We start from the raw sequence: 17,916 nt of genomic DNA, 5'->3' as shown, positions 1-17,916 counted from the left end.
CCTGTTACAGGCTGCTACTAAATTCTATAGCTAAACCCATTCCTAACCCGAAAGATCAAATGAAAAGCTTCAAAATCCTTCCTTTACTAACAGTTTTAATCTTATTCACCTCCTGTGTAGAAAAAATCACAAGAGTAGTCCACCAGGATACTATTCCTCCCGAATATACTGTGGCGCAGGAAACTTTGAAAAGCAGGATTTCGGCAGTTATTCCTGCTGAAAATATTTCTATTGGTTCCTCAAAAACCGAAAAGACAGGAGATGCAGAATACCATGCTCTTACAGTTGAAATTCAACCAGAAACTTTACCGGGAAACGTTGTTTCTTTCTTCAAAATGACAGGCGAAATCAAGAATGCTGTAGAAAGCGGCATTGGCAATATGGAAGATTATCAAAAACTGGAGATCGTGGTTCGCAAAACCACTAATGAAAATGGCGTGGAAAAAACGCAATCCTATAAAAAAGAGATTGACCTGTAGCAGAATTCCCTTTCTTCAGTAAGTTTTAGGAATTTCTTAAGCTACAGCCTGCCTCAAAAAAATGGGAAATTAGTTATCTTCGGAAAAACCAAAAATCAGAGCTTCTTCGGAAGTTCTTTTTTTGCACATAAAATCCGAAATATGACAAACTTCAGGGAAGTAACCACTCAGGAACTTATTGACAGACAAAATAAAGGAGCATTAGTTATAGACGTGCGCCCGGTTGACGCCTATAACGGCTGGAAATTAAAAAATGAACCTCGTGGCGGACATATAAAAGGTGCAAAATCGCTTCCGGCGAAATGGACAGGCTACATGGACTGGATTGAGATTGTGCGGCATAAGGAAATTGATCCTTCCCGGGAAATTATCATTTACGGATACAATCGCGATGAAGCCCAAAAGGTAGCCGAAAGCTTTGAAAAAGCAGGGTATTCAAAAATGGCACTTTTCAACCACTTTCTGGACGAATGGACTACCGACGATACTTTACCCATGAGCTATCTACCAAAATACAGGCAGCTGGTATCGGCACAATGGGTGAATAAACTTATATCTGGAGAAAAACCTGCAGAATATGACAACGATAAATATGTGGTGGTACATGCGCATTATCGCAATAGGGACGCCTATTTAACCGGCCACATCCCCGGAGCAATAGACATGGACACCAACGCCCTGGAATCTCCTGAAACCTGGAACCGCCGCAGCCCCGAAGAACTAAATAAAGCCCTGGAAGAACACGGCATCACAGCCGATACTACCGTAATTCTCTACGGGAAATTCATGTTCCCCGATAACGATGATGAGTTTCCCGGAAGTGCTGCCGGAGATATTGGTGCCATAAGAAATGCCTTCATCATGATGTACGCTGGTGTAAAAGACGTAAGAATACTCAATGGTGGCTTTCAGTCCTGGGAAGACGCCGGTTTTGAAGTGAGTAAAGAAGATGTAAAAAAGGAACCTGTAGAAGATTTTGGAGTGAAAATTCCGGCTCACCCCGAATTGGCCGTAGACGTACCCGAAGCCAAAGACATTATTGCTTCGGCCGATGCCGAGCTGGTTTGCGTGCGCAGCTATCCCGAATATATTGGTGAGGTAAGTGGCTACAATTACATTGAAGCCAAAGGGCGTATTCCCGGAGCCATTTTTGCCGACTGTGGTAGTGACGCGTACCACATGGAAAATTACCGGAATGTAGACCATACTACCCGCGAATTTCACGAGATCATAGAGAACTGGGAACAAAATGGAATTACCCCCAATAAACACCTCGCATTCTACTGCGGTACAGGGTGGCGCGGCAGTGAAGCCTGGTTTAATGCCTGGCTGCTAGGATGGCCAAATGTTTCAGTTTATGACGGTGGCTGGTTTGAATGGAGCAATGATCCATCCAACCCATACGAAACAGGAGTGCCCGAAAAGGTGTAGTAAATTTCAGCATAAAATAAACAAGATCATATAAAGCTCATGAAAACAGAAAAGGAAAAAATGTTGACAGGTGAGCCTTATAAAGCAAATGCTCCTGAATTACTTGCAGAAAGACAAAAAGCTAAAGAACTTATCTTCAGCTTTAACAACCTACCTCCTTCCGAAGTAGACAAACGGAAGGAGATCCTTCAGCAGCTATTGGGAAAAACCGGGGACAGCTATTATTTTGAGCCCCCTTTCCGCTGTGATTATGGTTACAATATTGAAATAGGCGAGAATTTTTATTCAAATTATAACCTCACAATTCTGGACTGTGCCAAAGTAATTATTGGAAACCATGTGCTTATTGGCCCCAATGTAGGGATCTTTACTGCCGGACATCCTATGCACTATGAAAACAGGATACAGGAATGGGAACATGCCTACCCGGTGAAAGTAGGAAATCATGTGTGGATTGGCGGACAAGTAGTGATCAATCCGCGGGTGACTATAGGTGATAATTCTGTTATTGGTTCAGGAAGCGTGGTGACCAGAGATATTCCCCCAAACGTCTTTGCCGCAGGTAATCCCTGTAAAGTTATAAGAACCATTACCCAAGAAGACAAAAATTCTTACCTGTCAACTCGATCCGGGTAGAAAAACTTCAGGAATTTCGCTCACTTCTATTCCCCAAATAACAGGTAGAAGAAAGTAGATAACGACGGTGATGATGAGAATAGACAAGAGATTCAACCAAATGCCCGCTCTCGTCATATCTTTAATTTTCAAGTATCCCGCACCAAATACCACGGCATTAGGTGGTGTAGCTACCGGTAACATAAATGCACAGGATGCCGCCAGGGTGGCCGCCACCAGCAAGAAGTAAGGATGAATATGCATGGCGAGTGCCATAGGGGCTAAAATAGGCAACAACATTGCTGTGGTAGCAAGGTTGGAGGTGACTTCAGTAAGAAAGTTAACCGCAGTCACCAACACCAGTACCAGCAGAATAAGAGGTAAATTCTCAAGGCTGCTAAGCTGCTGCCCAATCCAAACAGCAAGGCCGGTTTCCTCAAAAGCCTTTGCCAAAGCCATACCTCCTCCAAAAAGTATAATGATCCCCCACGGAATCTTCACTGCATCATCCCAAACAAGAATTCGGCCATGTTCCTTCCCCGATGGCAACAGGAAAAGTGTAATCCCTGCAAAAATTGCTATTACTGTATCATCTAAGAAAGGAAGCACAGGCTGTAGCAAAAAAGATCGGGTGATCCAGCCAAGTGCTGTAAGTATAAATACGGTAAGAACTATCTTTTCCTGTTTAGTCATAGCGCCAAGTTCGTGAAGCAGCCTGGCGATTTCGGCCTTACCTCCGGGGAGTCTCATGCCTTTAAGGTCAAAGGCAAAGGTGGTGAGATACTTCCAGCTAATTGCCAGCAAAACCAGAGAGATAGGCAGGCCCAGTTTAAGCCATTGGTAAAAGGTGATTTCAATGCCATAGAATTTTTGCACCACTCCTGCCAGCACAAGGTTAGGCGGTGTTCCAATTAAAGTGGCTATCCCTCCTATTGAAGCGCTGTAAGCTATAGACAGCATGAGCGCCTTTCCAAAAATGGCTTTTTCGTCCCGCTCTGTTTTTGGGTCATCCCATAATTGATTAATAATTGCCGCTCCTATTGGCAGCATCATTACCGAGGTTGCTGTATTGGAGATCCACATAGACAGGAAAGCCGTGGCTATCATAAACCCGAGGATGATCAACTTTAAATTGTTGCCAATAAGCTTTATAATGCTAAGCGCTATTCGCCGGTGTAGCTCCCATTTTTCAATTGCAATGGCTAAAAGAAAACCACCCAGGTAAAGAAAGACGAATTTATCGCCGTAGGCTGCGGTGGTTGCTTCAATAGATAAAGCCCCGCTAAGCGGGAACAGCACAATAGGAAGCAGGGCTGTGACAGCAATGGGTACAACTTCACTCACCCACCAAATAGCCATCCAGATGGTAACACACAATACATCCCAGGCCAAAATTGGCATAGACTGGGGATGTTCTACTGCCTGCAGGGCAAAATAAACCATCGGCCCAAAGAAAATCATGATCTTTTTAGGAGAGATCTTCATTTCGCACAACTTTAAAAGTACAACCCGAAAGAAAAGGGCACATAAAATGATCAAAAACTAACCTCAACTCCCCAGCAATCACTCTTTAAATTTAAGAATTTAAAGCAAAACAACCTTTTATAAAACATTTATATTTAAGCAATTACCCCTAATATAATTTCTGAAAAATATTGTTTGATTCATGCTTCGGAAATCTGAAAAAACGGCATTTCTCCTATTTTGAAAACTACAACTTCAAAAGCATGAAAAGTGGCGGTTCCTGACAGAGGTCATAAAAAAGAGACTTTACTGTCCTTATTTTTGTTTTACAAACTGAAATTACGAACCATGTTTTCAAAAGCCTGCGAGTATGCCATAAGAGCCACGATCTTTATTGCTTCAGAATCTGAAAAAGGGAGAAGGTCAAGCCTGAAAGACATTGCAAGGGAGATTGACTCTCCCGAAGCATTTACGGCTAAAACCCTTCAGAAGTTATCAAAAAACGGCATCATAGTTTCTACAAAAGGAGCTCATGGTGGATTTCAGGTTGAAAAAGAAAGGCTTTCAGACATTAAGATTTCCCAAATCGTGCTGGCCATTGATGGAGACAAGGTCTATACCCGGTGTAGCCTTGGCCTGCATAACTGTAGTGAAGATCATCCATGCCCTTTTCATTCCCGTTTTAAGCCTGTGCGCAACAGCCTGAAAGAAATTGTGGAAAGAACAAGCTTGCTGGATCTAACTTCAGGCCTTATTTCGGGAGACACATTTTTAAAAATTTGAATCACTACAGGATTATTTATGACAGTATCTGCACCTCAACCAACTACTTTACAAGAAGAACTGGCACAATTAAAAAAGGATAAAAATGCAGTGATCCTGGCCCACTATTACCAGGAACCCGAAATACAGGAAGTTGCCGATTTCATTGGCGACTCGCTCGAACTTGCGAAAAAGGCCGCTGAAACTTCGGCAGAGATCATTGTATTTGCCGGGGTACATTTTATGGCCGAAACCGCCAAGATCCTTAACCCCTCAAAAAGGGTATTTTTGCCCGACCTTAATGCGGGGTGTTCCCTGGCCGACAGTTGCCCCCCTGAAGCCTTTAGAAAACTAAAAGAACAATATCCAGATCATGTGGTGGTCACCTACATTAATTGCTCTGCCGAAATAAAAACCCATAGCGATGTTGTTTGTACCTCTTCAAATGCCGAAAAGGTCATCAATTCCATTCCGCCGGAAAAGCAAATCATATTTGCCCCAGATAAAAACCTTGGGAAATATCTGATGCAAAAGACCGGCAGGGAAATGCTGCTGTGGGATGGTGCATGCATAGTTCATGAAGCTTTTTCACTAGATAAGATGCTGGAGTTGTATAAGCAGCATCCTTCAGCAAAGATCATAGCGCATCCCGAATCTGAAACCCACATTTTAAAAATAGCCAATTATATTGGCTCCACTTCGGGGATGCTCAATTATGTGAAGGGTAGTGAACACGACACTTTTATTGTTGCGACCGAGGCCGGTATCTTGCATCAAATGCAAAATGATGTACCTCAAAAGACCCTTATCCCCGCCCCTGCCAAAGAAGACAACACCTGTGCCTGTAGTGAATGTGCGTTTATGAAAATGAATACCCTGAAAAAACTCTATGACTGCCTCGCAAAAGAAACCCCCGAAATAAAACTTTCTGAAGATCTTATGAAAAAGGCCTTGGTGCCCATTAAACGCATGTTACAACTTTCTTAGAATGAAAACAGATGTACTGGTAATAGGATCTGGCGTAGCTGGCCTCACCTTTGCCATAAAGATTGCCGAAGCCCGTCCCGATGTAAATGTTACTGTCATTACAAAGGAAAAAATGGAGATTTCAAACACCGCCCAGGCTCAGGGTGGAATTGCCGTGGTGCTTGACAAGGTGCAGGACAGCTTTGAGTTGCACGTAAAAGACACTATTGAAGCCGGACGTGGAATAAATGATGCTGAAGTGGTTAAAATGGTGGTTTCACAGGCTCCCGAACGACTGTTAGAGCTAGTGGCTTGGGGAACTTCTTTTGACTCCGGAAAGAATGGAATCCTCGAATTGGGACTTGAAGGCGGGCACTCACGGCGTCGGATTGTCCACCACCGTGACCTAACAGGGTTTGAAATTCAGCAAAAGCTGATCTTACATGCAAAGTCACTTCCCAACATACATTTTTACGATCACTATTTTGTAATCGATCTCATACTCAACGCCAAAAAAGACAGGTGTATTGGGATACATGTTCTTAACAAGACCAATTCACAAAGAACAAGCATCACCTCCAAAATCACATTTTTGGCAAGTGGCGGTTGTGGGATGGTCTTTGGCAACACCACCAACCCTACGGTAGCCACTGGCGATGGCGTGGCCATGGCCTGGAGGGCCGGGGCGGCGGTAAAAAACATGAATTACATACAGTTTCACCCCACAGCGTTATATGAAGCGGGAAAACATCCGCTTTTTCTTATTTCTGAAGCTGTTCGTGGCTATGGAGCTTATGTGGTAAACCACCAGGGCAAACGCTTCCTGTATAAATCTGATCCCAGGGGGGAGCTGGCAACCCGTGATATCGTATCTGAAGCTATTGTCAAAGAACTAAAAAGCTCGGGAGAAAAACATGCCTTTTTAGATTGCCGTCACCTGGATATTGAACAATTCACTGCCAAATTTCCCACTATTGTTGCCTACTGTAGTGCAATAGGCATTAATGTGGCGACAGATCTTATTCCTGTGGTACCCGCAGCTCATTACCAGTGCGGGGGCATTGATGTAGACCGGCATGCAAGAACCTCGGTGAAGCAGCTGTACGCATCGGGAGAATGCGTGCACACCGGCCTTCACGGTGCCAATCGCCTGGCATCCAATTCCCTTCTTGAAGCCATAGTTTATTCGCACGAAGCTTCAAAAGCCGTTTTGCAGGAGTTGGATCATCTTCCCTACCCCAGCACCCGTAACCAGCAAGAGGTTTTGAATAATTTCAATACCGATGTTGATGAAAAGATCATCGCCAGTCTAAGGCAGCGTCTCAATGAGATCATGGATTATGACCTGTTACATTCGGCTCCAAAAATGGCAAAAACAGAAGCCCTTGTAAAGCTGTGGAATATGCACGACTTAATGGAAAGTTATCCGCCGTTCAATAGTGGTTCGGTTGCATTCTACGAACTAAAAAATATGGTTGAGATCGCCTTATTAATTCTGAAAGATGCTATAGATCATTACCATCCAAAAATGGGGATTAATGAAGTAGTTTTTTAAGACAGGAACTTCAGCTGAAGCATATTTTAGTATACTTGTAGAAATTCACAACTCTCGATGCCTTTTGTAAAACGAAAAGCTGCTTCCTACATTAGAAAAGCACACCGCTACCTGGGGATCTTCCTCGGAATTCAATTTTTAATGTGGACTATTAGCGGAATGTACTTCAGCTGGACCGATATTGACGAGATTCACGGTGACCACTTCAGAAAAAATCATGTGCACCCCACTACTTTTTCAAATCTTCCAGGTATTTCTGAAGTAGCTCCCCAAATGCAGATCAATTCCCTTCAGCTAAAAGACGTAGCAGGAGAACCTTACTACTGGGTGAACAATGAAAAATTGGTACACGCCCGAAGTGGTGAACAAAAGCAGGAAATTTCAGAAGACGAAGCGGTAAAAATTGCAAAAAAACACATGCTCGACAACTTGAAAGTCACCCGAGTTGAAAAGATTACCGAAACCGGCGATCACCATGAATACCGCGGCGGCCCTTTACCGGCCTATGTTATTTCTTATGCCGGCCAGGAAAAACCCAAAGCGTATATCTCGGCTGTTGACGGAACTTTTAAATCTGTACGGCACAGAGACTGGAGGTGGTTTGATTTCCTGTGGATGACCCATACTATGGATTATGATACGCGTGATGATTTTAACACCTCAATTTTAAGAGCTTTTTCCCTGCTGGGCCTTATTACCGTGCTAAGCGGATTCGTGTTGTGGTTTATTTCTTCTCCTACAATGATGGGCGTATTCGGGAAAAAAGGAAAAAGCAAGAAAAGATAGAAGAGCAGCTTTTTAAGCTATAAAGTTCCCTTTGTTCAAGCCTTTTCGTACTTTTTTAAAAACCGGGAATAACTCCTGAAGCTCACTTAACGGTAAAATATTTTCGGATATGTCTTCTCACATATAGAAATCTTGCAATCCCTATGAGCAGGATTACAGGTGCAACCACCAGGAGAAAAATTCCCAGATCGTACATTTCCTGGAGCACCTCTACTCTAATAATCGCCACTCCCGAACTTAATACCACAATAAACGTCCTCAAATAAGCGAGAAAAGTCCTTTCATTGGCCATGCGGGTGCGGTCTATTGCCAGCCAGTCACGCGTGATGAGATCTTCTTTAATTTGGACATTTTTTCGTGACAGTTTCATTTTTTTCAAACTTTGGGATCACAAATATGTGAACCGGAAGATTATATTTTCCAGATTTTTTATTCTGAAAGCAGCAACAAATAAGAGCTGAATTTAACTTCTATATATAAAGGTAAAAATTACGGCCCTCTATAAATTATAAATTCAACTTAATTTAAGGGAGTACGTGGAGATAAATAGCCATGAAGTGACAGAAACTTCCCAGTAAAACACACAAATGAAAGATTGCATGATTGTATTTTATTTTGCTAATGCTGTAGAGAATCGCCCCAATGGTATAGGCGAGTCCGCCACCCAAAAGCCACCAAAGGCCCTGGCTGGAAAGGTTCTCCATAAGAGGTTCTATGGCAAAGACAATCACCCAGCCCATACCCACATAAAGTAAGGTAGAAAAGATCTTGAAACGGCCGGTAAAGAACAGCTTTAAAAAAGTGCCTAAAAGGGCAATGGTCCAAACCACCCCAAGAATGATCCAGCCTGTACGCCCCTGCAGGGTTACAAGAGCAAAAGGAGTGTAGGTGCCGGCGATAAGGACAAAAATCGCAATGTGATCAAAGACCTTAAAAGTAAATCTCTTTCTCAGGTTTTTAGTACTATGGTAAAGCGTAGAAGCTGAATACAGCAAAATAAGAGAGGCGCCAAAAATGGCAAAACTGAGGAGTATTCTGGTATTATTAAGTTCCAGGGCTTTAAAGATCAACAAAAAAAGCCCCAGCAAACTCAAACCAAGACCGGCTCCATGGCTTAATACGTTTAAATATTCCTCACGGGGAGCATAAAATTTAATCTTTACAGGCTTTTTCATCAGGACAAATTCTCAGGTAAAAATACATCTATCTGCGGGCTTATTCAAAAACCTAAAACTATTAACTGAAGGAATTTTCCTTCAATAATTTATCTCCTACAACACATTTTCAGATGAAAAGCATTCTAAATCGGTTAACTATCTTAAAATGAGGTAAAAAACTTGTAGATTTAAAATATTGCATTAATTTAGCCCCTCATTCTCAGTGTACTTAGCCCCTATGGATCTAATAACCGCCCTGATTGCTTTAGAAATTATTGCCAGTAAATTTCTACTTTCTTACATTTCTTCTTACAGACCGGCTAGACCTTACGAAGAAAACAACCCGCTTCTTCGCCTGGTTTTTAAAAAGCTCAATATGCACGATGACGAATGGGTTTCTTTCTTTTTCACTGTTCTTTTAACTGGAATTTGCTTGTACCTCCTCAGTTCGGTTTATACAGCGCCGGCTTTTGCAGCCATGTTTGTTCTTGCTGGTTTTTACACCACAGCATTGAACCTTGGTGCAGCTCACAGTAGCTATTTTCAGCGAAACAACTTTATTACCCGTAGATTACTCAGATAACTTCGGAAGTTTTTATTTCTGCGGAATAAATCCACGAATATTTCAGCTGAAGCTCTAAACTTCAGAAATACTGGATGTCAAAAATGGCATTTTTGGAAGGGATTTTTTCCGAAGAGAAAAGCTTAGAAAAGCTGAAGTATTCTTATTTCAGAAGTTCTAAATCTGCTTTCCCAAAGCCTTAGGATCTGAAAAATTTAAGACTCAAGCTTAAGAGATCCAGAATTTGTCTTTCCAGTCTTCTTCAGGAAAAACAATGTTATCGTGGTGCTTTTCCAGCATCTCAAGATCTTGCGGATTGAGATTTTGGGCAAGTTCTTTGTACAAAACCCGTTCTTCAAACCGGATGTAAGTTGCCAGTTCTTCTTCGAGTAGATTAAGTACTTTTTCATCGTCACAATCACAGGTCATCAATTTGTTGATTCTCCTGTGATTGGCCAAAGCCTTCTTAACGCGAACATTGTTGCCTAAAAGGGGAAAAATGTGCTGCTCTTCCAGCGCAAAATGCGGATCAAGAAACTCCGATTTAAACCAGTTGGTATAGGTTCTTATCCGCTCTTTTTGAATATTGTTACGCAGCCCAATCCTGATGTTTTCACAGAGATGTAGTACCTGCCGGTGTTCTATAGACAAAGGTTCTAAAAGAGTTGATTTTGCTGTCATACTAAGTTTATTTCTTTTGGTTCCAAAAATGATCCTGCCAGGCGTCGTCTGAAAAAGGCAGGGCATGATGCTTTTTCTCTATCGCTGCAAACTCACTTGGAGTAGCTATTTTCTGGAATTTCATTACCTAATGCTTCGGAAATGGTTTTAAAAAAAATTCTGATTTATTTCAGCAATGAATAACCGGAAATAATTAGGACAAATATGTCCAAATCAATACAGCTCACTTATGACGTGAGTCATATTAAACAAACCAGCCTGCAAAGCTGAAGTATTCTTATTTGAGAAGTGAAGTTAGTTGGCTTAGATCCCCAACTTTTCCAGGAATGGTTTCTTTTGTGCCTTGCTGGTATGAAGGAGTCGGCCATCGGCCATTTTTGCATCTATTTCCCCATATTCAGAATGTACCAGTTCCTTCACATGATCCAGGTTCACGATAGCAGAACGATGAATCCTGAAAAACAGGTTGGGATCGAGTATTTCATCAAGGGCACACAGAGATTCCCTAAGCAAATACTTGTGGTTGTTAGTATAGATTTCGGCATAACAACCCGACGAGGTGATGTACAAGATATCACGCGGATCGAGCAGAATCGTAGTGTTGCCCTGTTTCACCGGAATTTTAAATATAGTTCCGGTTGAGCGGTTCGTGTAAAATCCCAGCAGATTCTGAATCTTTTCGTCAATATCGAGCTCTTTGGGCAGGCCGGTATTTATTATTTTTGAGACAGTTTTGTAGAAACGTTCTTCTTTAAATGGCTTTAAGAGCAGGTCACAGGCATTAACGTCAAAAGCTTTACAGGCATCGGGAGTGTGAGCGGCCAGAAGAACGACGATTGGCCTGGGAACGACTTTTATTTTTTCGAGAACGCTGAAGCCGTCCATATCTTTCATCTCTAAATCGAGAAAGATCACCTGGGGTTTTAAAGAATTGATTTGTTCAATGGCAAGTTTGCCACTAGAACATTCTCCCAAAATTTCAATTTCCGGAACCTTGTTAAGAAGGTTAATAACCCGCTTTCTGGCGAGGGCTTCATCGTCTATTATTAAAGCTTTCAAGGGCGAAGCTTTTTACCTGATTAGTTCTTCAAATTTACAGTTTTTAAGCCTAAAAATGAAGCAATGAAGCACAAAAAAGGATGATAATACCATCCTTTTTTGTGGAATAAAAATTAGGTTCTATTACCAGAAAATATAGATCTATAAAAATAGAATAAGACTGTCAAAAAAGCCATTCATCACCCCTTCATCCCTGCTATTGCAGAGATCCTGCACCTTAACCGGTGCAAAATGAATTTCTTCTTTGGCAGTCTTTCATCGAGCTTCAACTATCAACTTTACATGCTCGCAACTTCTATGGGTTCTATTTCGTTTGCAGATATTTTAAGGTTTTGTACCTCATCTCCCTTTTCCAAACGAATCTTGTAATAATCTTCACTAACAATTCCTTTTTTACCTTTGGCAATATGAACGTTTTGGGTCATATTCCAGCCTTTATACTGACGGTACACTTCTTTTTGCAGCTCTAAAGGAAGAAGTACATCTTTTAACTGGTAAGAAATTCTGAGCAGGTTCCCCTGTTGGCAGTATTTGGCTTTTAATTTGCCTTTGGTACTTTTTATCTGTAACTGGTAGTGGCGGTTTTTTTCATTTTTCACCAGATCCAGAAAAGCTTCTATGTTGCAATGTTCATTGAGAAAGGCAACCGGGTCTTTTTCAAATTCTCCGGCATATTTTTCTTCAACTTTAAATATGTAGTTGGCACCATCAACGGTAACTTCGGGTAACAAAGGGTCAAATCCAACACGGGCTTCATCGAGTTCAGTAAATTGTGCATTAACGATTCCTGCCCACATTAAAATGACAAGGGAAATAAAAAATCTTTTCATGACAACAGCTTTAAATGGTTACTTATATAACGTTTTCGCTCTTTAGCTTTTAACGTTAGAATTCCCTGCAAATTTACAGCAGAAAACAGCCTTTTTGGGAGGTTATGATACCAATAGCCCCAAAGTGATAACCAGTAGCCACAAAGAGTACATAGACCAAAACGGGAGAAAATAGAGATTACTGGGCGGACGAATACGAAATGAATTTACCTGAAAAATTCGGGTAGAAACGAAAGTTAACTTATTAATTAAATGATTTCTAAGGGGATCTTTGAAATCAGCAACCATTTAGTACTTAATTAACATTCTGATTCCTAAAGGTGAGGCAAAAGGTGGAACCTGCATTTACTTCACTGGTTACATTAATAGTGCCACCTACACTATTCATGTAATTTTTTACCAGGTAAAGACCAACACCATTACTGTTGCTTTGATCGGTAAAGACCTGGTTCAGAGTAAATATTTTACTCCCGTTTTTCCCCATGTCAAACCCTATTCCGTTATCTGTAAAAAGCAACCTGGAGATATCCTTATCTTTTTGAGAACTAATTCTAATTATGGGAGGAATACCCGGTATTGCATATTTAATGGAGTTGGTGATAAGATTCAAAAAGATACTGTGTAGATAAAAGCTATTCGCTAACAAAAATTCCACTTGCGAAAAATCGATCTCAAATTTGGCCTCTGAACCATCAATTAAACTGCGAATTGAATCTGTGGTAGCCTGGAACACCTCTTTCAGGGGGATCAATTCCATGGTGGATTTGAGTAAAAGGGTTTCTTTTAAATGTTCCATCTGGTCATCCAGAGTGTCCTTTAACTCGAGTACAGATTTCTCCAGTAGGTCAAGGTATTGCAAGCTGTCTTCATCTTGTATTTGTGAAAGATCAAGTAAACTGAAGATCGACATCATATTACTCACAGGAGACCGCAGATCATGAGAAATAGTATAAGTGAGCTGTTTAAGTCCTGTATTTATGGCTGTAAGATCCTTTATTAGCAGTTGTCTATCCTCTTCCAGTTTTTTCTTATGGGTAATATTTTTAGAGACGCCATATATAAGTTCTTTAGAATGATCTGGTATGGAAGTCCAGGAAAGCCATACAATCTCACCAGTTTTCGTGATGTAGCGGTTCTCAAAATTCAGCAGGGGTTTGTCCTTCATGATCAAGGAACGGGTCTCGGCTGTTATTTCTTTATCCTCGGGGTGAACAAAAGAACTTATGGGTACAGCAAACAATTCTTCTTCACTATAACCCAAAAGCTTTATAAAGGCGGGATTAATCTTTCTAATGTAGCCATCATACCCAGCAATACAGAGATTATCGTGGGATAAACGAAAAAATGCTTCCAGATCTGGCTGATTAATGGGAGTAGGGCTGGTCATAATGGATACCGATTTGGGAATCGTGCGAAATTTAGTAAATAGATCTCACACATTCATTTAAACCAAAGAACATTTCACAGAACAGGGAGAGAAAAAATAAACCAGAATTGTAACCCATAGAAACGGAAATAATCAACTTTGAAATTTGCTGTCTGAAAAATTGAAATTTATTCGCATGGGTTCATGTCCGTCACTGGAAATACAAAAATTCTATAGGTAAAAATCCTGAAAGGCAGATTTTGTTTTTGCAGAACTTAATTCTAATATAAACATCTAATTTTAAGTGACTGGAATCGATATGCACACCAGAAATTCAAAAAGTCCTGTCATAATCACATATATCTGCTATTTTAGCACCTCATTTTAAATTTTATAATCATGAAAGACCTAATTGAAAACATCCAAAGTACTTTTGAATCCTTTCAAACAGATGCCAACACGCAATTAAACGATGGAAATAAAAGTGCTGGAACCAGAGCAAGAAAATCATCTTTGGAATTAGAAAAACTTTTAAAAGAGTTCCGTAAAGTTTCTATAGCGGAATCTAAGAAGTAAATTCATTTTTTTATCCAGCCCCTAAGAAGCCTCCAACTTGTTAGGGGCTCATCTAAGAGAGCTTATCCAATCATAAGTCAATACAAAACGAAAAATATTTTTGAGTATAACGCTTTATTTTCAGTATTTGACAGGAAATTATATTTTGAACCTATTTTAAATGAGTTTATTCCAATGTCTTCAAATAAATATCTAAAGCAAACAGAAATTGAATCAATTTTAAAGATTCTAAGATCCCGTTTTGAAATCCATAAAGAAAGGTTTGAAGAATTGAACTGGTCTGATATTCAAACAAAACTTGAACAAAATTTAAATAAGTTATGGTCACTTAATGAAATGGAAAAGACAGGTGGTGAGCCAAATCTTCTAGAATTCGATAGTGATACTAAAGAATATGTTTTTTGTGATTTTTCAAAGGAAAGTCCTTCAAAAAGAAGGAGTCTTTGTTATGACAGAGAAGCTTTAGAATCAAGAAAAAAACATAAACCTGTTAGTAGTGCCATAGATTTTGCTTCGGATCCCGATAGATTCCATAACTTCTTTCAAATATTTATTGGTCTTCTGGTTGGATATAACTGGAAAAACTTCGTTTGCTCCTTTTGCCGGATGTTCCCTATATTTTTGGATAATTTCCTTGGCAGGATTCAGCAGCGGAACTTTTACAGACTGCTGCGTTTTTTCTCGTTTGGTATAAATCCAGTCTTTGCCATCCATTCCTTTTACAAGTTTATCTATTGTCAGCTCTTTGAGTTCAATATATGCCAAGCCAGAATAGCAAGAAAATAAGAACATGTCCTTGACCCGCTCGAGGGAAGTGTTGATAAAGAAGGTTTCTTCCAGCTTATGCAGTTCTCTCTCGGTCAAAAATTGTCTGTCACTTTTCTCAAACTTTAAGCTATAATTCCTGAAAGGGTTCTTTTCAAGCCACTCTAGTTTTACAGCCAGATTAAGTAATTTTTGTAAACGTTCTAAATGTTTCATAGCACCATTATTACCACAGGCTTTTTGTCCTTTTTCTGGTTTACCACTTCTAAGAAACATTTCAAATTCTGCGATGAACTGGTAATTGATATGTTTAAGAAATATATTATCTGTTCTTTTCTCCTTTCGTAAAAATTTTTCCAGGTATTTGGCGGTTGTGTAGTAATTCTTAAGTGTTCCCCATTTCAGAACATTCTTCATTTTATTATTATGATAATGAACAATATCCGTCAATGTCTTATGATCCTCATCAAGTCCCAAATAGGAAGCTTTAATTTTTGCAGCTGTAATAAGATTGTCTTTATCCAGAAGTTTCTTATGAATATCCAATATTTGAGAGTACACCTGGTCAAGATAGCTATTCAGTTTTCTAATTTTAGGTGTGGTCCCTTTAATTCTTCCTTTGGAACTATCCCATTCATTCACTAAAGTTTTTCTTTTGAGGCTCATTTCAGCACATTTTCCATTTACGGTAATCCTGGCGTAAATGGAGAGATCCATTGAATTTTTGTTTAGCTTTCTTGTAAAGAAAAGTACGGAGAATGTAGTAAAATCAATCATTTCAGGCGTCTTTAAGTGATACAAAGGTTTGTAAAGACGAAAGTCAAATTAACCGCTATGTTCTTCTAAGATAATGAATTCAAGGGAAGAAAGTATTCACCGAATCATTCACTAAAATGGATAAATTCGTTTGATATCATATAATATCAATAAAAACAAAAAACACTGAAAATCAACAGATTAACAGTGTTTTTATACCCGTTTAAAAACGGTTCGTCGGGATGACAGGATTTGAACCTGCGACCCTACGCCCCCCAGACGTATACGCTACCGGACTGCGCCACATCCCGAATTGGAAGTGCAAATTAAGCAGCTTATTTCTAATTTTCAAAGGGAAATTCCGCTTTTTCCGGTGTTTCTTTTCTCTCTCTAGCTTATTTACCGCAAAAGAACAGAGAATGAGGAGAATACTTCAGGCAGGGTTTTGAACTGTTTTTATTTAGCTATTTATTATTTTGCCTTAGTTTAGCCTACTGGTCATGAAAAATCTCAATACATGAAGAAATACTTCGTCTTTTTCCTACTGATTATACTTCAGCAGTCCTGCAAAATTCCGAAAGAACCTCAAGACTTTTCGACTCCGGCAGAACGCGGGTTAACAGCAGAACACGCAATGGTGGTCTCGGCTCGTAAAGAAGCTTCAGAAATAGGCATGGAAATTATAAAGCAGGGCGGTAATGCCTTTGATGCTATGGTAGCTACAGAAATGGCTTTGGCAGTGGTTTATCCATACGCCGGGAATTTGGGCGGGGGTGGCTTTATGGTGTACAGGCTCAAAAATGGCAAAACCGGTGCGCTCGATTTCCGGGAAAAAGCACCCTTGGGTGCAGACCGCAATATGTATCTGGACAGTCTTGGTAATGTGGATACTCAAAAAAGCCGTTTTGGCGGACTGGCCGTTGGAGTCCCCGGAACCGTAGCCGGAATTTTTGCCGTACATGAAAAATTTGGTAGCATGCCTGTAGAAAAGATCCTGGCCCCGGTAATTGCACTGGCTCAGCAGGGTTTTGTGGTAACTGCCAAACAGGCTGCTGCCCTGGCACACTACCGGAATTCTATCATTAAAGCCAATCATGAGAACGTGCTCTTTGCCCAAGTTTATGAAGCAGGAGACACCCTGAAAAATCCTGCGCTGGCTACAACCCTTCAAAGACTTGTTACAAAAGGCAGGGAAGAATTTTATTCGGGAGAAACTGCACAAGAACTGGTACAGTTTCTTCAGGAAAAAGGCGGAATTATCAACATGGATGATCTTGCTGCCTACCAGGTGAAATGGCGGGATCCCGTAACTTTCACCTATGATGATCTTAGGGTGATTTCAATGTCTCCTCCATCAAGTGGCGGCATTGTGATGGGACAAATTATGAAGATGATTCGCCCTTACCCTCTTCACGAGTACGGCCATAACTCGTTAGAGGCCATACAGGTGATCACAGAGGCAGAAAGAAGAGCCTATGCCGATCGTGGTTTTTATCTTGGTGATCCCGATTTCGTTGATATTCCTTCGGAAATACTGCTGAGTGAAGATTACCTCCAGGAGCGTATGAATAATTTCAGCTTTCAAAAAGCTACTCCTTCTTCATCCATTGGCCATGGAAACATCCCGGTTGCCGAAAGTCTCGAAACCACCCACTACTCTATCGTTGATGCTGAAGGAAATGCGGTTTCAGTGACTACTACTTTAAATGGTGCTTATGGTTCAAAGCTCTACATAGAAGAACTGGGCTTCTTCCTGAACAATGAAATGGACGACTTTAGTGCTAAACCGGGAGTGCCCAATATGTTTGGGCTGGTAGGAGCCGAAGCCAATTCAATAGCGCCCGAAAAGCGAATGCTAAGCTCTATGACACCAACAATTGTAGAGAAAGAAGGGCAACTTTATATGGTGCTTGGTTCGCCGGGAGGCTCTACGATCATTACCTCTGTCATGCAAACTATTCTAAACGTTACTGAATTTGGGATGGGAATGCAGCAGGCGGTAAATGCACCACGTTTCCATCATCAATGGCTACCAGACGAAGTGCGTTTTGAACCGAATGGTTTTTCTGAAACCACATTCAATACGCTACAGCAAAAAGGCTACAA

At 40.7% G+C, this 17,916-nt stretch carries 18 protein-coding genes, 1 tRNA gene and 1 pseudogene; 11 read left to right on the top strand and 9 right to left on the bottom strand.

The features are described from left to right. Nucleotides 1-59: 59 nt before the first annotated feature. From OQ279_RS13685 to OQ279_RS13675, 3 genes are all read left to right on the top strand, one after another. Nucleotides 60-479: a hypothetical protein gene (locus tag OQ279_RS13685; protein WP_266070533.1), complete on the top strand. Its 420-nt coding sequence runs from the start codon at nucleotides 60-62 to the stop codon at nucleotides 477-479. Nucleotides 480-620: 141 nt separating this feature from the next. Next, on the top strand, nucleotides 621-1,910 hold the full coding sequence (locus OQ279_RS13680; RefSeq protein ID WP_266070532.1) for a rhodanese-like domain-containing protein: 1,290 nt from the start codon (nucleotides 621-623) through the stop codon (nucleotides 1,908-1,910). A gap of 39 nt (nucleotides 1,911-1,949) precedes the next feature. Beyond that, nucleotides 1,950-2,546 (top strand): sugar O-acetyltransferase, encoded by a 597-nt coding sequence (locus OQ279_RS13675; protein ID WP_266070531.1) that lies wholly within the window; start codon nucleotides 1,950-1,952, stop codon nucleotides 2,544-2,546. Here the strand turns inward: OQ279_RS13675 and OQ279_RS13670 are convergent. Next, on the bottom strand, nucleotides 2,529-4,010 hold the full coding sequence (locus OQ279_RS13670) for an SLC13 family permease (protein ID WP_266070530.1): 1,482 nt from the start codon (nucleotides 4,008-4,010) through the stop codon (nucleotides 2,529-2,531). The two genes, OQ279_RS13675 and OQ279_RS13670, sit on opposite strands and share 18 nt — an antisense overlap. 327 nt (nucleotides 4,011-4,337) lie before the next feature. Here OQ279_RS13670 and OQ279_RS13665 point away from each other — a divergent pair, with 327 nt between their 5' ends. Genes OQ279_RS13665 through OQ279_RS13650 form a run of 4 tightly spaced genes read left to right on the top strand, consistent with a single transcriptional unit; the run spans nucleotide 4,338 to nucleotide 8,058 of the window. Further along, the gene (locus OQ279_RS13665) at nucleotides 4,338-4,772 is read left to right on the top strand and encodes an RrF2 family transcriptional regulator (RefSeq protein WP_266070528.1); all 435 of its coding nucleotides are present in this window, start codon (nucleotides 4,338-4,340) and stop codon (nucleotides 4,770-4,772) included. A gap of 18 nt (nucleotides 4,773-4,790) precedes the next feature. Then, nucleotides 4,791-5,738, top strand: a complete 948-nt coding sequence (nadA, locus tag OQ279_RS13660; RefSeq protein ID WP_266070527.1) for a quinolinate synthase NadA — start codon at nucleotides 4,791-4,793, stop codon at nucleotides 5,736-5,738. A gap of 1 nt (nucleotide 5,739) precedes the next feature. Next, complete coding sequence (gene nadB, locus OQ279_RS13655) at nucleotides 5,740-7,272, top strand: L-aspartate oxidase (protein ID WP_266070526.1); 1,533 nt, start codon at nucleotides 5,740-5,742, stop codon at nucleotides 7,270-7,272. Between the two features lie 57 nt (nucleotides 7,273-7,329). Next, nucleotides 7,330-8,058: a PepSY domain-containing protein gene (locus OQ279_RS13650; RefSeq protein ID WP_266070525.1), complete on the top strand. Its 729-nt coding sequence runs from the start codon at nucleotides 7,330-7,332 to the stop codon at nucleotides 8,056-8,058. A gap of 82 nt (nucleotides 8,059-8,140) precedes the next feature. Here the strand turns inward: OQ279_RS13650 and OQ279_RS13645 are convergent, their stop codons facing one another. Further along, nucleotides 8,141-8,428 (bottom strand): DUF202 domain-containing protein, encoded by a 288-nt coding sequence (locus OQ279_RS13645; RefSeq protein ID WP_266070524.1) that lies wholly within the window; start codon nucleotides 8,426-8,428, stop codon nucleotides 8,141-8,143. 154 nt (nucleotides 8,429-8,582) lie between these two features. Continuing rightward, nucleotides 8,583-9,233 (bottom strand): PAQR family membrane homeostasis protein TrhA, encoded by a 651-nt coding sequence (trhA, locus tag OQ279_RS13640; protein ID WP_266070523.1) that lies wholly within the window; start codon nucleotides 9,231-9,233, stop codon nucleotides 8,583-8,585. A 220-nt stretch (nucleotides 9,234-9,453) separates the two neighbouring features. Here trhA and OQ279_RS13635 point away from each other — a divergent pair, with 220 nt between their 5' ends. Continuing rightward, complete coding sequence (locus tag OQ279_RS13635; RefSeq protein ID WP_266070522.1) at nucleotides 9,454-9,798, top strand: hypothetical protein; 345 nt, start codon at nucleotides 9,454-9,456, stop codon at nucleotides 9,796-9,798. 207 nt (nucleotides 9,799-10,005) lie between these two features. Here OQ279_RS13635 and OQ279_RS13630 read toward each other — a convergent pair whose 3' ends face one another. The 4 genes from OQ279_RS13630 to OQ279_RS13615 form a co-directional block, all read right to left on the bottom strand. Next, nucleotides 10,006-10,458: a hemerythrin domain-containing protein gene (locus OQ279_RS13630; RefSeq protein ID WP_266070520.1), complete on the bottom strand. Its 453-nt coding sequence runs from the start codon at nucleotides 10,456-10,458 to the stop codon at nucleotides 10,006-10,008. 303 nt (nucleotides 10,459-10,761) lie between these two features. Continuing rightward, nucleotides 10,762-11,517, bottom strand: coding sequence for a LytR/AlgR family response regulator transcription factor (locus OQ279_RS13625; RefSeq protein WP_266070519.1), 756 nt, complete (start codon nucleotides 11,515-11,517; stop codon nucleotides 10,762-10,764). Between the two features lie 278 nt (nucleotides 11,518-11,795). Continuing rightward, a complete protein-coding gene (locus OQ279_RS13620) occupies nucleotides 11,796-12,347 on the bottom strand; it encodes a hypothetical protein (protein WP_266070518.1) in 552 nt (183 codons plus the stop codon). A 295-nt stretch (nucleotides 12,348-12,642) separates the two neighbouring features. Beyond that, nucleotides 12,643-13,734: a sensor histidine kinase gene (locus OQ279_RS13615; protein ID WP_266070517.1), complete on the bottom strand. Its 1,092-nt coding sequence runs from the start codon at nucleotides 13,732-13,734 to the stop codon at nucleotides 12,643-12,645. Nucleotides 13,735-14,112: 378 nt separating this feature from the next. Here OQ279_RS13615 and OQ279_RS13610 point away from each other — a divergent pair, with 378 nt between their 5' ends. Continuing rightward, a complete protein-coding gene (locus tag OQ279_RS13610) occupies nucleotides 14,113-14,289 on the top strand; it encodes a BF3379 family histone-like protein (protein WP_266070516.1) in 177 nt (58 codons plus the stop codon). A 174-nt stretch (nucleotides 14,290-14,463) separates the two neighbouring features. Then, a pseudogene (locus OQ279_RS13605) lies at nucleotides 14,464-14,745 on the top strand (DUF4256 domain-containing protein); the annotation flags it as partial. Nucleotides 14,746-14,757: 12 nt separating this feature from the next. Here OQ279_RS13605 and OQ279_RS13600 read toward each other — a convergent pair. Together OQ279_RS13600 and OQ279_RS13595 are read right to left on the bottom strand one after the other, a co-directional pair. Then, complete coding sequence (locus OQ279_RS13600; RefSeq protein ID WP_266070515.1) at nucleotides 14,758-15,831, bottom strand: site-specific integrase; 1,074 nt, start codon at nucleotides 15,829-15,831, stop codon at nucleotides 14,758-14,760. A 216-nt stretch (nucleotides 15,832-16,047) separates the two neighbouring features. Continuing rightward, nucleotides 16,048-16,121 (bottom strand) — tRNA-Pro (locus tag OQ279_RS13595). A gap of 206 nt (nucleotides 16,122-16,327) precedes the next feature. Here OQ279_RS13595 and ggt point away from each other — a divergent pair. After that, nucleotides 16,328-17,916, top strand: a 1,589-nt coding sequence (gene ggt, locus OQ279_RS13590) for a gamma-glutamyltransferase (RefSeq protein ID WP_266070514.1), incomplete at its 3' end; no start/stop codon positions are given.

Origin of the sequence: Salinimicrobium profundisediminis, from assembly GCF_026241755.1 — a bacterium.
In the GTDB taxonomy this organism is placed as follows: Bacteria; Bacteroidota; Bacteroidia; order Flavobacteriales; family Flavobacteriaceae; genus Salinimicrobium; species Salinimicrobium profundisediminis.
This window is presented reverse-complemented; position numbering and strand designations above follow the sequence as displayed.

Coding starts and splice junctions, on each gene's coding strand:
- OQ279_RS13685 (WP_266070533.1), top strand. CDS start 60: ATGAAAAGCTTCAAAATCCTTCCTTTACTAACAGTTTTAATCTTATTC.
- OQ279_RS13600 (WP_266070515.1), bottom strand. CDS start 15,831: ATGATTGATTTTACTACATTCTCCGTACTTTTCTTTACAAGAAAGCTA.
- OQ279_RS13645 (WP_266070524.1), bottom strand. CDS start 8,428: ATGAAACTGTCACGAAAAAATGTCCAAATTAAAGAAGATCTCATCACG.
- OQ279_RS13620 (WP_266070518.1), bottom strand. CDS start 12,347: ATGAAAAGATTTTTTATTTCCCTTGTCATTTTAATGTGGGCAGGAATC.
- OQ279_RS13680 (WP_266070532.1), top strand. CDS start 621: ATGACAAACTTCAGGGAAGTAACCACTCAGGAACTTATTGACAGACAA.
- OQ279_RS13675 (WP_266070531.1), top strand. CDS start 1,950: ATGAAAACAGAAAAGGAAAAAATGTTGACAGGTGAGCCTTATAAAGCA.
- OQ279_RS13665 (WP_266070528.1), top strand. CDS start 4,338: ATGTTTTCAAAAGCCTGCGAGTATGCCATAAGAGCCACGATCTTTATT.
- trhA (WP_266070523.1), bottom strand. CDS start 9,233: ATGAAAAAGCCTGTAAAGATTAAATTTTATGCTCCCCGTGAGGAATAT.
- OQ279_RS13650 (WP_266070525.1), top strand. CDS start 7,330: ATGCCTTTTGTAAAACGAAAAGCTGCTTCCTACATTAGAAAAGCACAC.
- OQ279_RS13670 (WP_266070530.1), bottom strand. CDS start 4,010: ATGAAGATCTCTCCTAAAAAGATCATGATTTTCTTTGGGCCGATGGTT.
- OQ279_RS13630 (WP_266070520.1), bottom strand. CDS start 10,458: ATGACAGCAAAATCAACTCTTTTAGAACCTTTGTCTATAGAACACCGG.
- nadA (WP_266070527.1), top strand. CDS start 4,791: ATGACAGTATCTGCACCTCAACCAACTACTTTACAAGAAGAACTGGCA.
- nadB (WP_266070526.1), top strand. CDS start 5,740: ATGAAAACAGATGTACTGGTAATAGGATCTGGCGTAGCTGGCCTCACC.
- OQ279_RS13615 (WP_266070517.1), bottom strand. CDS start 13,734: ATGACCAGCCCTACTCCCATTAATCAGCCAGATCTGGAAGCATTTTTT.
- OQ279_RS13610 (WP_266070516.1), top strand. CDS start 14,113: ATGAAAGACCTAATTGAAAACATCCAAAGTACTTTTGAATCCTTTCAA.
- OQ279_RS13635 (WP_266070522.1), top strand. CDS start 9,454: ATGGATCTAATAACCGCCCTGATTGCTTTAGAAATTATTGCCAGTAAA.